The sequence below is a fragment of the Gammaproteobacteria bacterium genome (assembly GCA_016200485.1).
Taxonomy (GTDB): Bacteria; Pseudomonadota; Gammaproteobacteria; order Tenderiales; family Tenderiaceae; genus JACQEP01.
In genome coordinates, this window is the sequence record JACQEP010000004.1 from 52933 (window position 1) to 69822 (window position 16890).

Genomic DNA, 16890 nt, shown 5'->3' on the forward strand with positions numbered 1-16890 from the left:
CCGACCGCCAGCCCCTGTCTTATACTGCTTATACCTTGAATTATCGGCATATTCCGCCAATGCTTTATATATAAAATGGAAATCAACGGCTTACCGCCCCCTCTGCCCTTGAAACTATTGACGACACTGGTTGATAGCTGGCGCGTGGGCCAAATTCTGCAAGCCACCGTTGTCCGGCCATTAAGCCCGCAAATTGTATTACTCCAAATCAACCAGCAAACGCTTCCGGCCGAGACCCCTATTCATCTCACCTCTGGTCAACGCCTGGAACTACAGGTCACTCAATTAAGACCCAAACCGATCCTCAGTATCCTGCTTCCCGCGCCTGAAACACCCGTGATGCAACATGCCCTGCGCGAGGCCTTGCCGCGCCAAACGGGGATGGCGCCATTGCTGGCAAACCTGAGTGCGATTGCGACTCAACAAGGCGAGCAGGTGCGGTTACTCCCCGCTCCGGTAGTAGCGGCCGCACGCGATCTGCTCAATAAGTTGACCAAGAGTGAGCAGATTACTCAACCCAACGTATTAAAAACAGCGATTGCCAATTCCGGTTTATTGTTGGAACACAAACTTGTTGACCCCCAGCGCCGTGAAAACCCTGAGGAGTTTGATCGCGACATCAAGGCGCTGTTACTGCGTTTACTCAATGTCACCACCCAGAATCAAGCGGCATCCTCACGCCAACCCACCGTGGCGGCATCTCCCAATGTTACGACCACTGCTTTACCACCCTTGCCATCATCCATTGCAGCAGCCTTACCGCCACCACAACACTTGACACCCAAGGCTGAACCTGCGGCCGAGGCCAGCATGCAGCAACTCAGTAACTTGCTACAGGTGATGCATGAATTAGGCCGTCAGAGCGAAGGCAGTCTGGCACGTTTACAACTCCAGCAACTCAACTCGCTGCCGCAACCCGATCAACCCACCCTGTTATGGAGTTTTGAGCTCCCCATTCGCCATCAGGAACAGGTCAATGTATTTCAGTTTTTTATTGAGGGCGAGGCAGCTTCCGAAAAAAAACGACGTCACAAGAAGCGCTGGGCTGTCACCGTTGCCTTTGATCTCAAAGAGCTGGGGCCCGCCTATGCCCGGCTGGGCATGGAAGACGAAGCAGTGTCTGCAACATTCTGGGCTGAACGCCAAGGAACCACGAAACTCATTCATCAACATCTCGATGAACTCGGACAACGCCTCCGCCATGCAGGCATCGAACCCAAAGCATTGCAATGCTTTTGTGGTACACCACCCGCGCTCAAGACACGCCCCAAGACTATGTCACTGGATATCAGCGTATGAAAAAATCGGACGAACAACCTGTTCCTACCGCTGTCGCCCTGCAATGGGATGGTTACACCACACCCCGTGTCACCGCCAAGGGGGAAGGTGCCGTTGCCGCGGAAATCATCGCCCTTGCGGCCAAACACGACATTCCCTTGCAGGAAAATGCGGAACTGGCGCGTGTTTTGTCGCAAATTGAATTAGACGAAGAGATTCCGGAGGTGTTATACCGGGCGGTCGCAGAAGTGATTGCCTTTGCCTATTATCTTTCGGGGCGGGTATCCGTCATACCGCCAGACAGAGCTTAAAAGACTCTCGAATACATTGATCAGGTATTCAAAGATGGGCGGGAAAGAAATTGTAGGGGCGATTCATGAATCCTCAGTACGTTTTCAACAAGCTGTCAGACCAGTTCTTCTGCTACCGATGTTCCATGCAACCGCACCAGCAACTCCGCCTCTTCGCGCAGCAAATGGCAGCGTTTCATCAGATCAGTAACTGACGCACCGCGCTGAGCCATTTCAATGGCCTGATTGTAGGTCTGTACCGAGGGATCGTGCACATCCATTTGATCCTGACGATAGGAGAGATTACCCAACTTGGACTCCACTCGCGCCAGATGTGTACCCACACCCGCCGCACCGGCATACAAAGCCCGCAATTCGTTTTCAATCACCTTGATGCGCAGGCATGCCGAATTTAATTCACGATTCAACCGTCGCTGCCGCCGAATCAGGATCATCCCGCCCAGCAACAACACTCCAATTAACGAAAATACAATGATGGCACTTATCGTATCCATCGCAAAAATCCTGTGCTATGCATATTCATCGATCCCCGTTTGACCATCATCGCGCGGCCCTTGGTCTTTTTTGGGTGGTTGCTTTTTTGGGGGTTGTCGCGGTGGCTGCTGCGACTTTTCCTTGTCATCAATGGGTCGTAACGGTCTCTGGGGCCAAGTGGGTCCAACGGGAGGTGTATTATCAATCTCGGCCATTAAACATTAGTATCCCTACGTGGTACTTAAGTGATAAGCGCGATTCATGAATCGTCCCTACAGACTGGAAAACTCCTTCCATTCTTCGTCAGTCAACAATTTATCAATATCCACCAGAATCAACAAACCGTCATCGCGATTAGCGACCCCTTGAATATAGCGCGAACTCTCATTGTTGCCGACTCTCGGTGCACTCTCGATCTCGTTCTGCTTGAGATAAACCACTTCCGCCACGCTGTCGACCAGGATGCCCACTACCTGCTCCCCGGCCTCAATAATCACAATCCGGGTGGAGTCATCTGATTCTTTTTGATCCAACCCAAAGCGCTTGCGGGTATCCACTACCGTAACCACATTTCCGCGAAGGTTAATAATCCCGAGTACATAATCCGGCGCACCGGGGACAGGCGCAATTTCCGTCATGCGCAACACTTCCTGTACCTGCATGACATTAATACCGAAGGTTTCTTCCCCCAGGCGAAAGGTAACCCATTGAGTTACTTCACTATCCTGTGCTTGTGCCTGCGACTGATGATTTATGCTCATTAACGTGTGCTCCCACAATCCTTAGAGGTAGCTACCCCCCCACAAACAGCGCAGACCGATCTCTGAGACCAGTCCCTACAGATCATATGTCGTCTCCGCGACGAGTTTCTTTAGTTGTACCCGGACTCACTAATCCGATAAGGCGCTCGACATCCAGCAGGGCGCACATTTGGTCGATCAACATCCCGGCCAGCCATGGCCGCTGGCTCCTATCCCTTCTCCAGCGTATCTTGTCACGTGTCAATTTTAGGACCTTACCCATACTTTCACAGGCCAGTCCCCATTCGCCATTGCCCACCAGGATGATGTGTGTGAAGGGACGTGACTGCGCCAAGGCCTCACGCGCCCGATGACGCTCGGGGATCACGAGGCGGGCCACATCAATCACCTTTACCTGCCGCCCCCGCACCGGCATCAACCCAAGAAACCAATCCTGACGTCCTGGCAAGGCGGTCACTTGATTATTCCATCTCACAATACCATTCAGTTCGATCAAGGGCACCGCCAACGTCAGCGCCCCGGCTACCTTATATAAGACGCAATCGAATTGACTGTCCGCCCATGCGGGATACGTCAATTCCACTTCCACTGCGTTAGTTTCTGATTTTTGCCCAACTACGACTTGCGATGAAGCCACCGGAACCATTTGGCTCTCAACCACCTGCAAGGCGGGTATAGACGTAATGGCGACTTCAGTAACATCATCCAGCAAAGCATCGATATAAACCTTGAGCGCCAGATCCTGCGCAAGCAATTGTCCAACCGCCTGTTTTTCAAGCACCGTCATATCGCTACCGCTCGGGTCACATTTTTCTCATTCAGTTTCAGGGCTTCCAGCAACTGCTGATAGGCAACAACTCCGCGTGCACCCGGCTCCATCATCGGTAATGGAATACCGGCCTTGCTGGCCTCCCGGAATTGCGTATCTACAGGAATCACTGAGTTCCATAAATCCGGCGCATAACGCTCACGCAATGTCTGCAACGCATCTGTCGAAGCACGTGTCCGCCGATCAAATAACGTTGGCACGATCAAGTAAGGCAGCTTGACACTGCGCGAACGCGTGATCATCGTCAATGTATTTACCATCCGCTCTAATCCTTTTAATGCCAGGAACTCTGTTTGCACTGGAATCACCAGTTGATCACACGCCGCCAGGGCATTGACCATCAAGACGCCTAACATCGGCGGGCAATCAATGACTGCGTAATCAAACTGGTCACTGAGTTGAGTCAGCGCCTTTTTAATGACCAAGCCCATTCCGCTCTTGGTCCCCAGCTGTCGATCCAATGTTGCCAACGCCATTGACGCTGGCAACAATCGCAACCGATCAAAGCGCGTTGGCAGAATCACGCTTTGCGGACTGATGTGAGTATCCTGAAATAAAGTATATACACTCTTTTCCAGATCGTCCGGGCTATAGCGAAAATAAGAGGTCAAAGAACCATGCGGGTCGATATCCACCAGTAAAGTGCGTTGCCCCGCCCTTGCCAGCAAACCACCCAGCGAAACCGCTGTTGTGGTTTTACCCACACCCCCCTTTTGATTGGCAATGGCGATCACTTTCATCGCTATCTACTCTTTACCGGAGCTTGTTGGGCAGGCGTTTGCGGAGCCCGCTCTTCGATCTTTTTCATTGAATCAGTGGCCTTAAGCTGATCCATCACCGATTTCATTTGATCCTCCCGCGTCGGTGTCGGCTTCGCTTGCTCACGCGTAGTCAGCAACTGGTCCACCTTCGGCGGTGCATCAAGATCAATATTGGCCTGTGGCAATGCTGGTAACGCCTTTTCACTCTCATCACCCGGCGATTGCATATCTTCTGACAAAATCACTATTTTCACCCGGCGATTCCGGGCACGACCTTCTGGAAGATTGTTATCCGCCACCGGCCGGTATTGACCATAGCCTATAGCCATCATGCGCTCTGGCGCCACCTTAACATCATCGAACAGATGTACAACGCTGGCGGCTCTAGAAGCCGAAAGTTCCCAATTTGATCGAAATTCTGAACTCCTGAAGGGCTGGTTATCCGTATAGCCTTCGACCTTGATCGGATTTTCGAATTTACTCAACACTCCGCCCACGTCGGTTAACACCTTCACGGCTTCCGGCTGAATATGTGTGCTACCAGTGGCAAATAACACAGCCGAGTTGATTTCTACTTCAATCCTATCTTCGCTCTGACTAATTTTGGCCTGATTCTTATCGATTAACTGACTGAGAGCCTTTTGCATGTCCTGAGAGATACGTTTCATTTTCTCTTTCTTGGTATCCTGCGCATTTTTTTTATCTTGCGAGATGCGTTTCATATTGTCCTTTTGCAACTCGGACGCCTTACCCCCTGCCGTTCTGAGTTCTCGTTGTTGTTGAACCGGGACTCGTATTAACTGAGCGGTGGTTGGATCGGGCCGCACACTTTCAAACGGGGACTGAGGCGCCGTAATCGGCGTCCCTACCTGCACCGGTTCCAAGCTTCTGGGTGCCGCATGAAAAGCCGAGATTAAAGACTGGGACAAGACACGAAACTTACCTTCATTAATCGAAGACAAGGCATACATCACCACGAAAAAGGCAAACAGGAGGGTAATAAAGTCGGCATAGGAAACCAGCCAACGTTCGTGGTTTTCATGTTCTTCGTGCTTTTTCTTGCGTGCCATGTATTCCTGCTCGCCATCTTCCTGGACAATGGCTGTCAAAATGTCGACCATTCATTAATGGTGCAAGATACGTGCCTATTACGGCGCCGATTTATATTATCCCTATCACTAATGCAAGTATCCCTGGAGTTTGGTCTCGATACTGCGCGGATTTTCACCTTCGGCGATGGAAATGATGCCCTCGATCAGCATCTCTCGAAACTGCGTTTGCTTGTGAATCAGACCTTTTAGCTTATTCGCAATCGGCAACAGGAACAAATTGGCCATGCCGACCCCATAGATCGTCGCCACGAAGGCCACCGCAATCCCTGAACCCAGCTTGCTGGGATCAGCAAGATTATTCATGACATGGATCAAACCCATGACCGCACCGATAATCCCGATGGTTGGAGAATATCCTCCCATACCTTCATAAACCTTGGCGGCCTGGGTATCGAAATGTTCCTTGGTGCCAATTTCGACCTCCAGAATCTTGCGAATGGCCTCTGGCTCACTACCATCCACCAGCAATTGCAAGCCTTTCTGGGCAAAGAGATCGGTTTCCGCTTCAACCAAGGACTCCAAACCCAACAGCCCTTCCTTGCGTGCAATGCTACTCCAGCTAATAATCTTCTCGATGGCGCCCTTCTCTTCCACCTTGGGCGGAAACACCATCCACATCAGCATGGTCAGTGAACGCAAGAAGACGGACATCGGCGTTTGGACCAATATTGCTCCGATTGTCCCCCCCGCCACGATCAAAAATGCGGTCAGCTGTAGCAAAGACCCAATGTGACCGCCTTCCAACGCGTTACCACCGAGTATGGCGCCCAGGCCAAGTGCTACACCGAGGATGGTGAGTATATCCATGGCCTAAACCGATTCCACCAACCCTGATCCCACGTCTTTCAATGACACCACCCGATCCGCAAGCCCCGCCTCTACAATCGCCGCTGGCATGCCGTAGATGACACAGGATGCCTCATCCTGCGCCCACACTGTCGCTCCTTTTTGTTTGAGTACGCGCGCACCCTCACGTCCATCTGCCCCCATCCCGGTGAGTACTACGGCCAAGACATCACCGTCATAAACACCCGCCACAGAGGTAAACGTAACATCGACACTCGGTTTGTAGGTCTGTCCGGCCTCAGCCTCAATAATTCTGATATGTGGCGCACCACTGTGTTGCGCTTCAATCAACATTTGCTTGCCACCCGGCGCCAGAAATGCTGTCCCTGGAGTCAGAACGTCGCCATCATGCGCTTCTTTAACTGCAATCTGGCATAACTTGTTCAAGCGTTCTGCAAATGCCGGCGTAAATGTGGACGGCATATGCTGAATCAAAACAATGGGCAAAGGAAAATTCTTGGGTAACTGCGTCAATACTTCTTGCAATGCCACCGGCCCACCGGTCGAGGTACCTATCGCCACCAACCGATACTTACCCTTGCGCACCGCTGGTTTCACCGATGGGGTGACAACAGGCATCGCTGGCATAGGTTTCTTGGGGGTCTTCACAGCACTAGACTTCGCCAATCCCCGCGCCCCGATTAAACGCACACGCGCACACAACTGTCGCTTGACTGTCTCGCGATCGGAGGAAATTTCCTCCATTTGTTTTGGAAGAAAATCGACGGCACCGGCATCCAAGGCATCAAAGGTTGCCTTTGCCCCTTCGGTTGTCAGCGATGAAAACATCAATATGGGCGTCGGTGTGGATTCCATAATGCGCCGTACAGCACTGATGCCATCCATGATCGGCATTTCGATATCCATGGTCACCACATCAGGTTTTAATTTCGCGACCTGATCTACCGCTTCCTTGCCATTACTGGCCGCGCCGACAACTTCGATATGGCTATCGCTCGACAGTATCTCTGTCAATCGTTTTCTGAAGAATGCCGAGTCATCGACCACTAAGACCCGCACTGGCATAAAACTCTCCTAAATCGTATGGGCGTAGGCTTCCATCAAACCTGGCATATCCAAAATCAACGCTATGCCCCCATTGCCAGTAATCGTCGCACCAGACACACCCTTTGTTCCATGCAAAAGCGCACCCAAAGGTTTAATGACGACCTCTTCCTGTCCCACCAGGTTATCGACAATAAATCCAATTTGCTGGGTACCCACGGTGGTGATTACGACATAACCCTGAACCGAACGACTGTCATAACTCGGATCATTCACCAACCAGCGGCCAAGATGTACCAATGGCACCGCTCGGTCACGAATGACCACCACATCCTTGCTATCGACAGTACTGATCCTGGCCGACTCACGATCAAATATCTCATTCACATTCGCCAGCGGGAACGCAAAAATCTGCTTACCCAGCACTACCATCAATGTCGGCATGATTGCCAGGGTTAACGGTAACTTGATCACAATCCGGCTGCCTCGACCCTTGAGAGAATCAATTTCAACGGCGCCATTGAGTTGTGCGATACGCGTTTTAACTACGTCCATCCCCACACCGCGCCCGGATACATCCGAGATTTCAGTCTTGGTGGAAAAGCCTGGTGCAAAGATCAAATTGAAACAGGCACGATCATCGAGACGCGCAGCGGCATCTTCATCCATCATCCCTTTTTCCACCGCCTTACGCCGCAGAACTTCGGGATCCATACCTTTGCCATCGTCTTCAATAGTAAGAAGAATATGATCGCCTTCCTGTTCTGCTGACAACACCACCGTCCCCGCCCGTGGTTTTCCTGCTGCCACACGCTCATCCGGCGATTCCACACCATGATCGACTGCATTACGCACCAGGTGAACCAGCGGGTCGGCGAGGGCCTCCACCAGATTCTTGTCCAGGTCGGTTTCCTCACCATGCAACTCGAGATTGACTTCTTTCTTAAGACTGCGCGCCAAATCCCGTACCACGCGCGGGAAACGGCCAAACACTTTCTTGATCGGCTGCATCCGCGTCTTCATCACTGCGGTTTGCAAGTCGGAAGTCACCAGATCGAGATTGGCAATGGCTTTTGTAACTTCTTCATCAGCCATAGTGCTTCGCAGCGTCGACATGCGGTTTCGAACCAACACCAACTCGCCAACGAGATTCATGATGTCATCCAGGCGCTTGGTATCGACACGAACCGTAGTTTCTACAGCAGCCTCTTTTGAAGCCGCAGCGGCCTTGCTCTTGTCATGCTCATCCGTCTCAGACGCAGATTTATCCTCAACGGCGGGCTTTGGCGCCGCCGCAACAGCAGCCGGTTTCGGTGCCGATGCTGCGGGCGCAGGTGCAGGCTTTGCCTCAACCGGCACAGCAGCGGGAGGCGTAGCCGCTCCCGCCTTGCGATTTGCTGACAACTCATCAAGCAACGCATCAAATTCAGAGTCCGTGATCTCATCTGATGCCGCTGCTTTGGGTGCTGGAGCAGGTGTGGGTTTGGCCGCAACAGGTGCTGTCGCACCCGAGTTACTATGCAATTTATCCAGCAAAGCCTCAAATTCATCTTCACTAATTTCATCAGAAGCCGGTACCACAGCGGTACTTGCAGGCACAGTAGCAGGGTTGCCTGCACCAGGCTTACCTTGCAACTGATCCAGCAGCGATTCAAATTCGTCGTCTGTAATTTCATCACTCGCGGGGGCCTCACTGGCGACTGATGCCGGCATCGCTACCACAGGTGCCGCTACCATCTCTACTTCAACAACCGGCGCAGGCGCTGCTGCACCAGGCGCCTTCAAATCCTCTAATGCCTGCAAAAGAGAGGGATCTGCGTCTTCAGGATCAACACCGCTTTTAATGCTATCCATCATCCCATTGACAACATCTACCACCCTCAGGATGACATCCATCAAATAGGAATCAACATTGCGCTCACCTTGACGCAGCAAATTGAATACATCTTCAGCACGATGACATACTGCCACCAGCGAAGTTAAATTAAGAAATCCGGCGCCCCCCTTGACGGTATGAAACCCACGAAAAACGGAATTTAACAGATCTTTGTCATTCGGGCGCTGCTCAAGTTCAACCAGCTGTTCGCCCAGCTTTTCCACGATCTCACTCGCCTCGACAAGAAAATCCTGTAATATCTCATCGTTTAGATCGATTGCCATATGGTGCGCCTCAGAACCCTAAGCTCGACAGCAGATCATCTACATCATCCTGGCCCTTGACCACCCCTTTATCGATACCTGGCACCGCTGGCCCCTGAGCGGTGATATCACGCTCATTACTAGTCTCGACAGGTTTCACAATCTGGCTACCCGTAATACGAATTAATTCCACCAAACTGCCTTCTACTTCCTGCACCAGATTGATGACACGTTTGATAATCTGGCCGGTCAGATCCTGAAAATCCTGCGCCATCATGATATCCGAGATATTTCCCTGAATCGCAGGCACATTCTCACCCAGCCATTGAAAATACGTTTCCAGCTCCTTACTGAGCTTACGAAATTCCTCTACTTGCATATCGCGGCGCTGGAATCTATCCCATTCTTTCTGCAATGCGTTAGATCGCGAACCAAGTTCATCGGTAAGCGGTTGCAGCTTTTCAATAGAGGTCAGTGTTCTATCCGCCGCCTGCTGCGTCATCACAATGACATAATTGAGACGTTCTTTAGCGTCAGGAATATCCTTTTCAGTCAGCCCAGCAATGCGCGAATCAAGCTGAAAATTATTTAGCGTGCTATGCAGCTCACGCGTCAGTTTTCCTAGCTCTTGAAATAGGTGCGATTCCTGCAGTGGCGATAACGCATCCATCGAGCGTGCCGCACCAACCTCATCACCGGATTCAAGTTGCTGTACCAGAAGCTTGGCTTGTTCCAGAAAATAATTGTTATTTTGATTGGTCATTATTTAACCTTGGAGTCGTGGGTTCTGCATAACCAATAACTAGCCATTCGCCTCAATACGCTCAAATATTTTGTCAATTTTTTCCTTGAGCGTTGCCGCAGTGAACGGTTTAATAACATACCCGCTGACACCCGCTTGTGCCGCCTCGACAATCTGCTCGCGCTTCGCTTCGGCAGTCACCATCAATACCGGCAAACTGGCCAAGTTGGCATCGGCGCGCACCGCCTTGAGCAAATCTATCCCCTGCATGCCAGGCATGTTCCAATCTGTAATCAGAAAATCGAATTTTCCCACCTGCAGCATGGGCAATGCTGTCTGACCATCGTCTGCCTCATGGGTGTTATTAAATCCGAGATCGCGAAGCAGATTTTTGATAATCCTTCTCATTGTCGAGAAATCGTCCACAATGAGAATTTTCATATTCTTGTCCAAAATCGAACCTCCGTTTACCAATTTCTTTCCGTTAGTACCCTGCTCTTAAATATAAATATCTGCACCAACGGCAAAAATTTTAGCCTTCCTTGCCTGTCCAGTGCCCCAGCCGGGCCTGGAGACGAATAAGCGCCTGACTATGAATCTGGCTGACCCGGGATTCACTCACCCCCAAAACGGCGCCGATCTCACGCAAATTTAACTCCTCATCATAATAAAGCGTCATGACCAAACGTTCGCGCTCCGGCAATCCTGCAATCGCCTCTGCCAAGGAACGCTTAAAATCGTCGCGCTGCAATCCATCAAACGGGCTGGCAGAGCCGTTATCAGCCAAGTGAATCGCCACTGCCTCATCATCGGTGCCAAGATCGTCAAAACTGAGCATCAAGTAACCGCTGGCAGCCTGTAGTGTCTGATGGTATTCATCCAACGACATGTCGAGCGCATCGGCGACTTCGTTATCGCGTGCGTCGCGGCCTTTCATATTCTCGATTTGACGCACTGCTTCGGCTACTTTTCTGGCTTTGCGATGCACCGAGCGCGGCGCCCAATCATTTTTTCTGATTTCATCCAGCATCGCGCCACGAATTCGGATACCGGCATAGGTTTCAAAGCTGGCACCTTGCTTGGAATCGTAATTCCGGGCCGCCTCCAACAGGCCAATCATACCTGCCTGAATCAGGTCGTCCGCCTGAACACTGGGAGGTAACCGGCACATCAAATGGTAAGCAATCCGCTTCACGAGCGGTGCGTGCTGGTTAACGATTTCTTCCTTTACATTTTTAGTCTTCGATTGCATAGCACTGTACATCGCGAGTCCATTCATTGTGGTGCCCCCAAACGTTCATCATGCGCTCTGGATCAACCTTTCGACAAAGAACTCCAGATGTCCCCCAGCAGTCCTTGGTATAGGCCAGTTATCGGCCTTTTTAGCCAAAGCCTTAAATGCTAACGCCGATTTGCTTCTGGGATAGGCATCCACCACTGGTTTTTGTTTCTGTAAAGCCTTTTTCAAATACTCGTCATAGGGAATTGCCCCAATAAATTCCAGGGTAACATCTAAAAACCGGTCAGCGACCTTGACCAGTTTGTTAAACAATTCCCTACCATCTTGGGGTCCAATGACCATATTACACAAAATTCTAAAGCGTTGAAGCCCGTAATCACGATTCAATAACTTGATAAGTGCGTAGGCATCCGTAATCGACGTCGGTTCATCACATACCACTACGATCACCTCTTGTGCCGCGCGGGTAAAACTCACCACCGCGTCAGAAATGCCTGCGGCCGTATCAATAATCAAAACATCAATATCACCACTCAATTCACTAAACGCTTTAATCACACCCGCATGTTGTGCCGGGCTCAACTCCGCCATCATTTGTGTCCCCGAAGACGCCGGAATCACCCAAATATTATCTGGCCCATGAACGACAATTTCCTCCAAGGTTCTTTCACCCTTGATCACATGGGAAAGATTGTATTTTGGATACAACCCCAACATCACATCTATATTCGCCAACCCAAGATCAGCATCCAGCAACATAACCTTCTTGCCTTCTTTGGCCATCGATACCGCAAGATTTACCGAGACATTGGTTTTTCCGGTTCCCCCCTTACCACTGGTCACCGCAATCACACGCACGGGATGGGGATTCGACATTCGCCTTAGGCCAGTGGCCTGATCCATCTGCGCTTCACTCATTAACATTAACCACCCGCCTCTCCCGCACTGTGCATAGGAATACCATCTTCAAGCAGATCTGCATTATCCTGCATGATTACTACACTCCGGCTGACAAGCGTATGAGAACGAGCAGGCTGTAAATCCTCTGGCACTCGCTGACCATCACTGACATAGGCCACAGGTAAGTTATGGCGAATAACCACATCTAGCGCACTCCCCAAGCAAGTACTTTCGTCTATCTTGGTCAGAATGCAACCCTTAACATTAAACTTCTTATATGTCGCAACAACGTCGTTTAAACCGGACAACCGCGATGTCGTGGAAACCACAAGATAAGTAGCCACCTCGGCACGATCATATCCCAATAACTCAAGATGCTTACTCAGGCGCATATCGCGCTGACTCATTCCCGCAGTGTCAATTAATACCAACCTGCGATCGGAAAAGGCGGCCAGTGCATCATCAAGTCCGGCCCGGGTATTAACAAATTTGAATGGCACATCAAGAATACGTGCATATGCCTTTAATTGCTCATGCGCCCCGATTCTGTAACTGTCCGTGGAAATCAACGCCACCGATCGATTCCCAAATCTCAAGGCGAATCTGGCCGCAAGTTTGGCGATAGTAGTTGTCTTGCCAACGCCCGTCGGGCCTATCAGCGCTATTACGCCACCATTGGTTAAGATATCGTCATCGGTAACCTTGACATTAATCGCCAGCTTTCCCAACATGCGGCGCCATAAATCCTCGATATTTCCTTCGTTTGGCAGTTTCTCTATCAATTGGGAGGAAAGCGCTTTACCAAATCCCAGCTTTGACATCCGTTGCTGCATTTGATGCTGCAATGGATGCTTAACTTCAAAATCAACCGCTGTCAGGTTTGCAAGCTGTGTTTCCAATAGTCCACGCATCGAACGCAACTCGCCCTTCATTTCCAACAATGTAGGCTCCTGACTCCATACCACTTTTGGTTTGACCGGTTCCTGATTTTGGCCACGCGCACTATTCTGCGAAGTTGCATTCTCAACGCCCGGCTGTTGGTCATAAATCGCCGACTCGTCATAGTCAACGGCTGCGATCACCTCCACGCCACCATTCACCCGCTTGTTTGATAAAATTACAGCATCCTCGCCCAATGATTCACGTACTTTGCGCATCGCCTGCCGAATATCAGTGCCAAGGAATCGTTTTATCTTCATCTCTTACTCCTGAGCCAACCGAGGGATTCCGCACATCATCAACCTCACGCGTTCTACCCGACAGTCGCCACAATTCTTATTTGAGTATCATCTGGTATTTCGTTATACGACAGCACTCTCAGTGACGGAATTGAACTACGTAACAAACGTGCCAGCACATTACGAAGTACTCCTGTTACCAGCAACACCGCAGGCTGTCCTTGCATTTCCTGCCGTTGAACCGATTCCGCCAAGGACTTATACATTCGTTCTGCCAAACCTGGTTCCAATCCCAAACCGCCACTACCCGCTGTCCTAACTGAGTCTTGCAATATCTGTTCCAGGTTAGGATCAAAAGTGATTACCGGCAACTCTCTCACTAACCCATTGATTTTCTGTACAATTGATCTCCCTAGCGCAACCCTGATCACTGCCGTCAAAACGGCAGGGTCTTGACTCTTAGTCCCCTCGCCCGCCAAGGTTTCGGCGATGCGCCGCATATCGCGAATCGGAATGCCTTCTTCCAACAGGTTCTGCAAGACCTTGACCACCACTGACAACGGCAGAATATCCGGCACCAATCCTTCCACCAGTTTGGGGGAAGTCCGGGCAAGACTATCCAACAACTTCTGGGTTTCTTCTCGTCCCAGCAATTCATGGGCATGTGTCGTCAGAATATGACTGAGGTGCGTGGCAATGACGGTACTTGGATCGACAACGGTATAACCCATGGTCTGCGCTTCATCGCGTTGAGCAGGCTCGATCCACACTGCGTCCAATCCAAATGCTGGATCCTTCCCAGGAATTCCCGAAATGCGTCCAAACACTTGACCTGGATTAATCGCCAATTCCCGATCGGAATAAATATCACCCTGCCCGACTGTAGTCCCTAACACAATAATCCGGTACGCATTTGGAGATAACTCCAAATTATCTCGAATATGCACAGCAGGAATTAAGAATCCAAGATCCTGCGTCAATTTCTTACGCACACCTTTGATGCGCATCATCAGTTGGCCGCCCTGATTTTTATCGACCAATGGGATCAATCGATACCCAACTTCCAAACCCACCGTATCTACAGGTACAACATCATCCCAGCTCAATTCCTTCACTTCAGGCTGAACAGTCGTCATGGACTGCTGCTCAACATCTTTCTTCGCAGCGCCACGAACCTTTTTGCGGGCCATATAATATGCCCCTGCCCCCGCGAGTCCAGCGAATGATAAAAATGCGAAATTCGGCATTCCGGGTATCACGCCTATCGTTCCCAGAATCCCCGCAGAAATCCCCAATGCCCGAGGATCGTCGACCAGCTGCGAGACAATTTCATCACCGATATCTTGTTCGGAGGAAACACGGGTAACAATAATTGCCGTGGCGACGGACAACACCAAGGAAGGAATCTGGGCTACCAAGCCATCACCAATAGTCAGCAAGGTGTAATTTCGCAACGCGTCTTGAAAAGCCATATCGTGCTGTAAAATACCAATCGCAAGACCGCCGATAATGTTGATAAACAGAATTAAAATACCGGCAACCGCATCACCTCTCACAAATTTCCCGGCACCATCCATAGAACCATAAAAGTCTGCCTCACGTACCACATCACTACGCCGCGCTTTAGCTTCTTCTTGACCGATGATACCGGCATTAAGATCGGCGTCTATCGCCATTTGCTTGCCAGGCATGGCATCAAGGGTAAAACGAGCCGCGACTTCTGACACACGACCAGCACCTTTGGTAACCACAACGAAGTTGATAATGACAAGGATGGCAAATACCACGAGACCAACCGCATAGTTACCGCCAATCACAAACTCGCCAAAGGATTCAATAACATGTCCGGCGGCTGCGGTCCCGGTATGACCATCCAAAAGAATTACACGTGTAGTTGCAATATTGAGACAAAGCCGCATCAATGTTGTCAGCAGGATGACTGTAGGGAACACACCAAAATCAAGCGGCCGCTTTGAATAAATAACTGCAAGCAAAACCACGATACCCAGTGAAATATTGAAGGAAAACAACATATCAAGAATGATTGGTGGCAATGGCACAACTATCATTGCCAGCATCAATAGTATAATGATAGGTATACCAAGACCACGCTTGGCTCCAGAAACAATCATCGCAGTCATGTCTGTCTGTGCCATACTGCCACTCCTATTCTGCTACGCTGGTATTTCCAGGAATCACATACTCGTCCGGGATGGGCAAATCATGCAATTCCCTTTTCGATGACCTGAAGCCAGTCTTCTTTAAGTGATAGATGTAGGCCAATACCTGTGCGACTGCCACATATAAACCTTCGGGAATTGCTTGATCCAGTTCAGTATGGTGATAGATCGACCTTGCCAATGGCGGTGCTGACAAGATTGGAACATTAGCTCCTTGAGCTATACGTCTGATTTCGAACGCCACCAAATCAGCTCCTTTTGCAACAACAATGGGCGCCCGCATCTTCTTCTGGTCATACTTGATTGCAACGGAAAAGTGCGTAGGGTTCGTGATGACAACATCGGCCTGAGGCACTTTCTGCATCATTCGCTGCATTGCTATCTGTTGCTGAATTTGCTTTACCTTCCTCTTAATTTCTGGACTACCATCCGTTTCCTTATGTTCCTGCTTAATTTCTTCGTGCGTCATCCGAAGCTGCTTATGAAAGCTCCATAACTGATAGGGCGCATCCACCGCAGCCACTAATATCATTGGCAAACTTGCCCATAGAAACACCCATCCCAGAACCTGCACTGACGATGCCATTGCATGCTCCAACGATAGCTTACCAAGGCCAAGCATTTCATCGGTATTTACCCACAGAACAAATATTCCAACGCTACCTACCAATAGAAGCTTTAAAAAAGCTTTTCCCGCCTCAACCAGGCTATTCAAACCAAGCATCCGCTTTATCCCAGAAATAGGATCCAGCTTTGAAAAATTAAAAGCCAAAGCCTCTGTCGAAAAAATCCAGCCGCTTAGGGCGGTGGAGCCATAGATTGAGGCTACGAGGATGATTACCGCCAATGGAACTAGACTTAATAAAGCTACTTGAATACTCTCAAGGAACAGCTGTATTCCATATGTATCACTAAAAATAAGCGATTTATCAAGAGTCAAGCTTGTGCGCATAATGCCTGCGAGTGCGTTGATAATCATTCCTCCGAACACCAGCAAACCTATTGCTGACGACACAAGAACCAAGGTCGTGCCAAGATCACGCGATCTCGCCACCTGCCCCTTCGCCTTTGCATCAGATAGGCGTTTTTCAGTGGGTTGTTCTGTACGTTCTTGGCCGTCGAATTCAGCCATTA

General features: G+C 50.2%; 17 protein-coding genes. 2 read left to right on the forward strand and 15 right to left on the reverse strand.

Annotation, left to right across the window (positions count from 1 at the left end; translation table 11 throughout):
• Positions 1-75 precede the first annotated feature (75 nt).
• Both HY272_00810 and HY272_00815 read left to right on the forward strand, forming a co-directional pair.
• Complete coding sequence (locus HY272_00810; protein ID MBI3771235.1) at positions 76-1299, forward strand: flagellar hook-length control protein FliK; 1224 nt, start codon at positions 76-78, stop codon at positions 1297-1299.
• Positions 1296-1589, forward strand: a complete 294-nt coding sequence (locus tag HY272_00815) for an EscU/YscU/HrcU family type III secretion system export apparatus switch protein (GenBank protein MBI3771236.1) — start codon at positions 1296-1298, stop codon at positions 1587-1589. Before HY272_00810 ends, HY272_00815 begins: the two co-directional genes overlap by 4 nt.
• 95 nt (positions 1590-1684) lie before the next feature.
• Here HY272_00815 and HY272_00820 read toward each other — a convergent pair whose 3' ends face one another.
• From HY272_00820 to flhB, 15 genes are all read right to left on the reverse strand, one after another.
• Entirely contained in the window at positions 1685-2083 is a 399-nt protein-coding gene (locus HY272_00820) for a DUF2802 domain-containing protein (protein MBI3771237.1), read from the reverse strand.
• A gap of 252 nt (positions 2084-2335) precedes the next feature.
• Positions 2336-2824, reverse strand: a complete 489-nt coding sequence (locus HY272_00825; GenBank protein ID MBI3771238.1) for a purine-binding chemotaxis protein CheW — start codon at positions 2822-2824, stop codon at positions 2336-2338.
• A gap of 82 nt (positions 2825-2906) precedes the next feature.
• Positions 2907-3611 (reverse strand): chemotaxis protein CheW, encoded by a 705-nt coding sequence (locus HY272_00830; protein MBI3771239.1) that lies wholly within the window; start codon positions 3609-3611, stop codon positions 2907-2909.
• The gene (locus HY272_00835; protein ID MBI3771240.1) at positions 3608-4393 is read right to left on the reverse strand and encodes a ParA family protein; all 786 of its coding nucleotides are present in this window, start codon (positions 4391-4393) and stop codon (positions 3608-3610) included. Before HY272_00835 ends, HY272_00830 begins: the two co-directional genes overlap by 4 nt.
• 2 nt (positions 4394-4395) lie before the next feature.
• Positions 4396-5484: a flagellar motor protein MotD gene (motD, locus tag HY272_00840; protein ID MBI3771241.1), complete on the reverse strand. Its 1089-nt coding sequence runs from the start codon at positions 5482-5484 to the stop codon at positions 4396-4398.
• A gap of 108 nt (positions 5485-5592) precedes the next feature.
• Positions 5593-6333, reverse strand: a complete 741-nt coding sequence (locus HY272_00845) for a flagellar motor protein (protein MBI3771242.1) — start codon at positions 6331-6333, stop codon at positions 5593-5595.
• 3 nt (positions 6334-6336) lie between these two features.
• Positions 6337-7398 (reverse strand): chemotaxis response regulator protein-glutamate methylesterase, encoded by a 1062-nt coding sequence (locus HY272_00850; protein ID MBI3771243.1) that lies wholly within the window; start codon positions 7396-7398, stop codon positions 6337-6339.
• 9 nt (positions 7399-7407) lie between these two features.
• The gene (locus tag HY272_00855; protein ID MBI3771244.1) at positions 7408-9537 is read right to left on the reverse strand and encodes a chemotaxis protein CheA; all 2130 of its coding nucleotides are present in this window, start codon (positions 9535-9537) and stop codon (positions 7408-7410) included.
• A 10-nt stretch (positions 9538-9547) separates the two neighbouring features.
• The gene (locus HY272_00860; GenBank protein ID MBI3771245.1) at positions 9548-10279 is read right to left on the reverse strand and encodes a protein phosphatase CheZ; all 732 of its coding nucleotides are present in this window, start codon (positions 10277-10279) and stop codon (positions 9548-9550) included.
• A gap of 39 nt (positions 10280-10318) precedes the next feature.
• On the reverse strand, positions 10319-10711 hold the full coding sequence (gene cheY / locus HY272_00865; GenBank protein ID MBI3771246.1) for a chemotaxis response regulator CheY: 393 nt from the start codon (positions 10709-10711) through the stop codon (positions 10319-10321).
• A gap of 79 nt (positions 10712-10790) precedes the next feature.
• The gene (locus tag HY272_00870) at positions 10791-11537 is read right to left on the reverse strand and encodes an RNA polymerase sigma factor FliA (GenBank protein ID MBI3771247.1); all 747 of its coding nucleotides are present in this window, start codon (positions 11535-11537) and stop codon (positions 10791-10793) included.
• 21 nt (positions 11538-11558) lie between these two features.
• Entirely contained in the window at positions 11559-12374 is an 816-nt protein-coding gene (locus tag HY272_00875; protein MBI3771248.1) for a MinD/ParA family protein, read from the reverse strand.
• Positions 12375-12421: 47 nt separating this feature from the next.
• The gene (gene flhF / locus HY272_00880; protein MBI3771249.1) at positions 12422-13597 is read right to left on the reverse strand and encodes a flagellar biosynthesis protein FlhF; all 1176 of its coding nucleotides are present in this window, start codon (positions 13595-13597) and stop codon (positions 12422-12424) included.
• 53 nt (positions 13598-13650) lie between these two features.
• Positions 13651-15717 carry a flagellar biosynthesis protein FlhA gene (gene flhA / locus HY272_00885; protein MBI3771250.1) on the reverse strand — a complete coding sequence of 689 codons (2067 nt, stop codon included), beginning with the start codon at positions 15715-15717 and terminating at the stop codon, positions 13651-13653.
• 25 nt (positions 15718-15742) lie between these two features.
• Positions 15743-16888, reverse strand: a complete 1146-nt coding sequence (gene flhB, locus HY272_00890; protein MBI3771251.1) for a flagellar biosynthesis protein FlhB — start codon at positions 16886-16888, stop codon at positions 15743-15745.
• Positions 16889-16890: the final 2 nt, after the last annotated feature.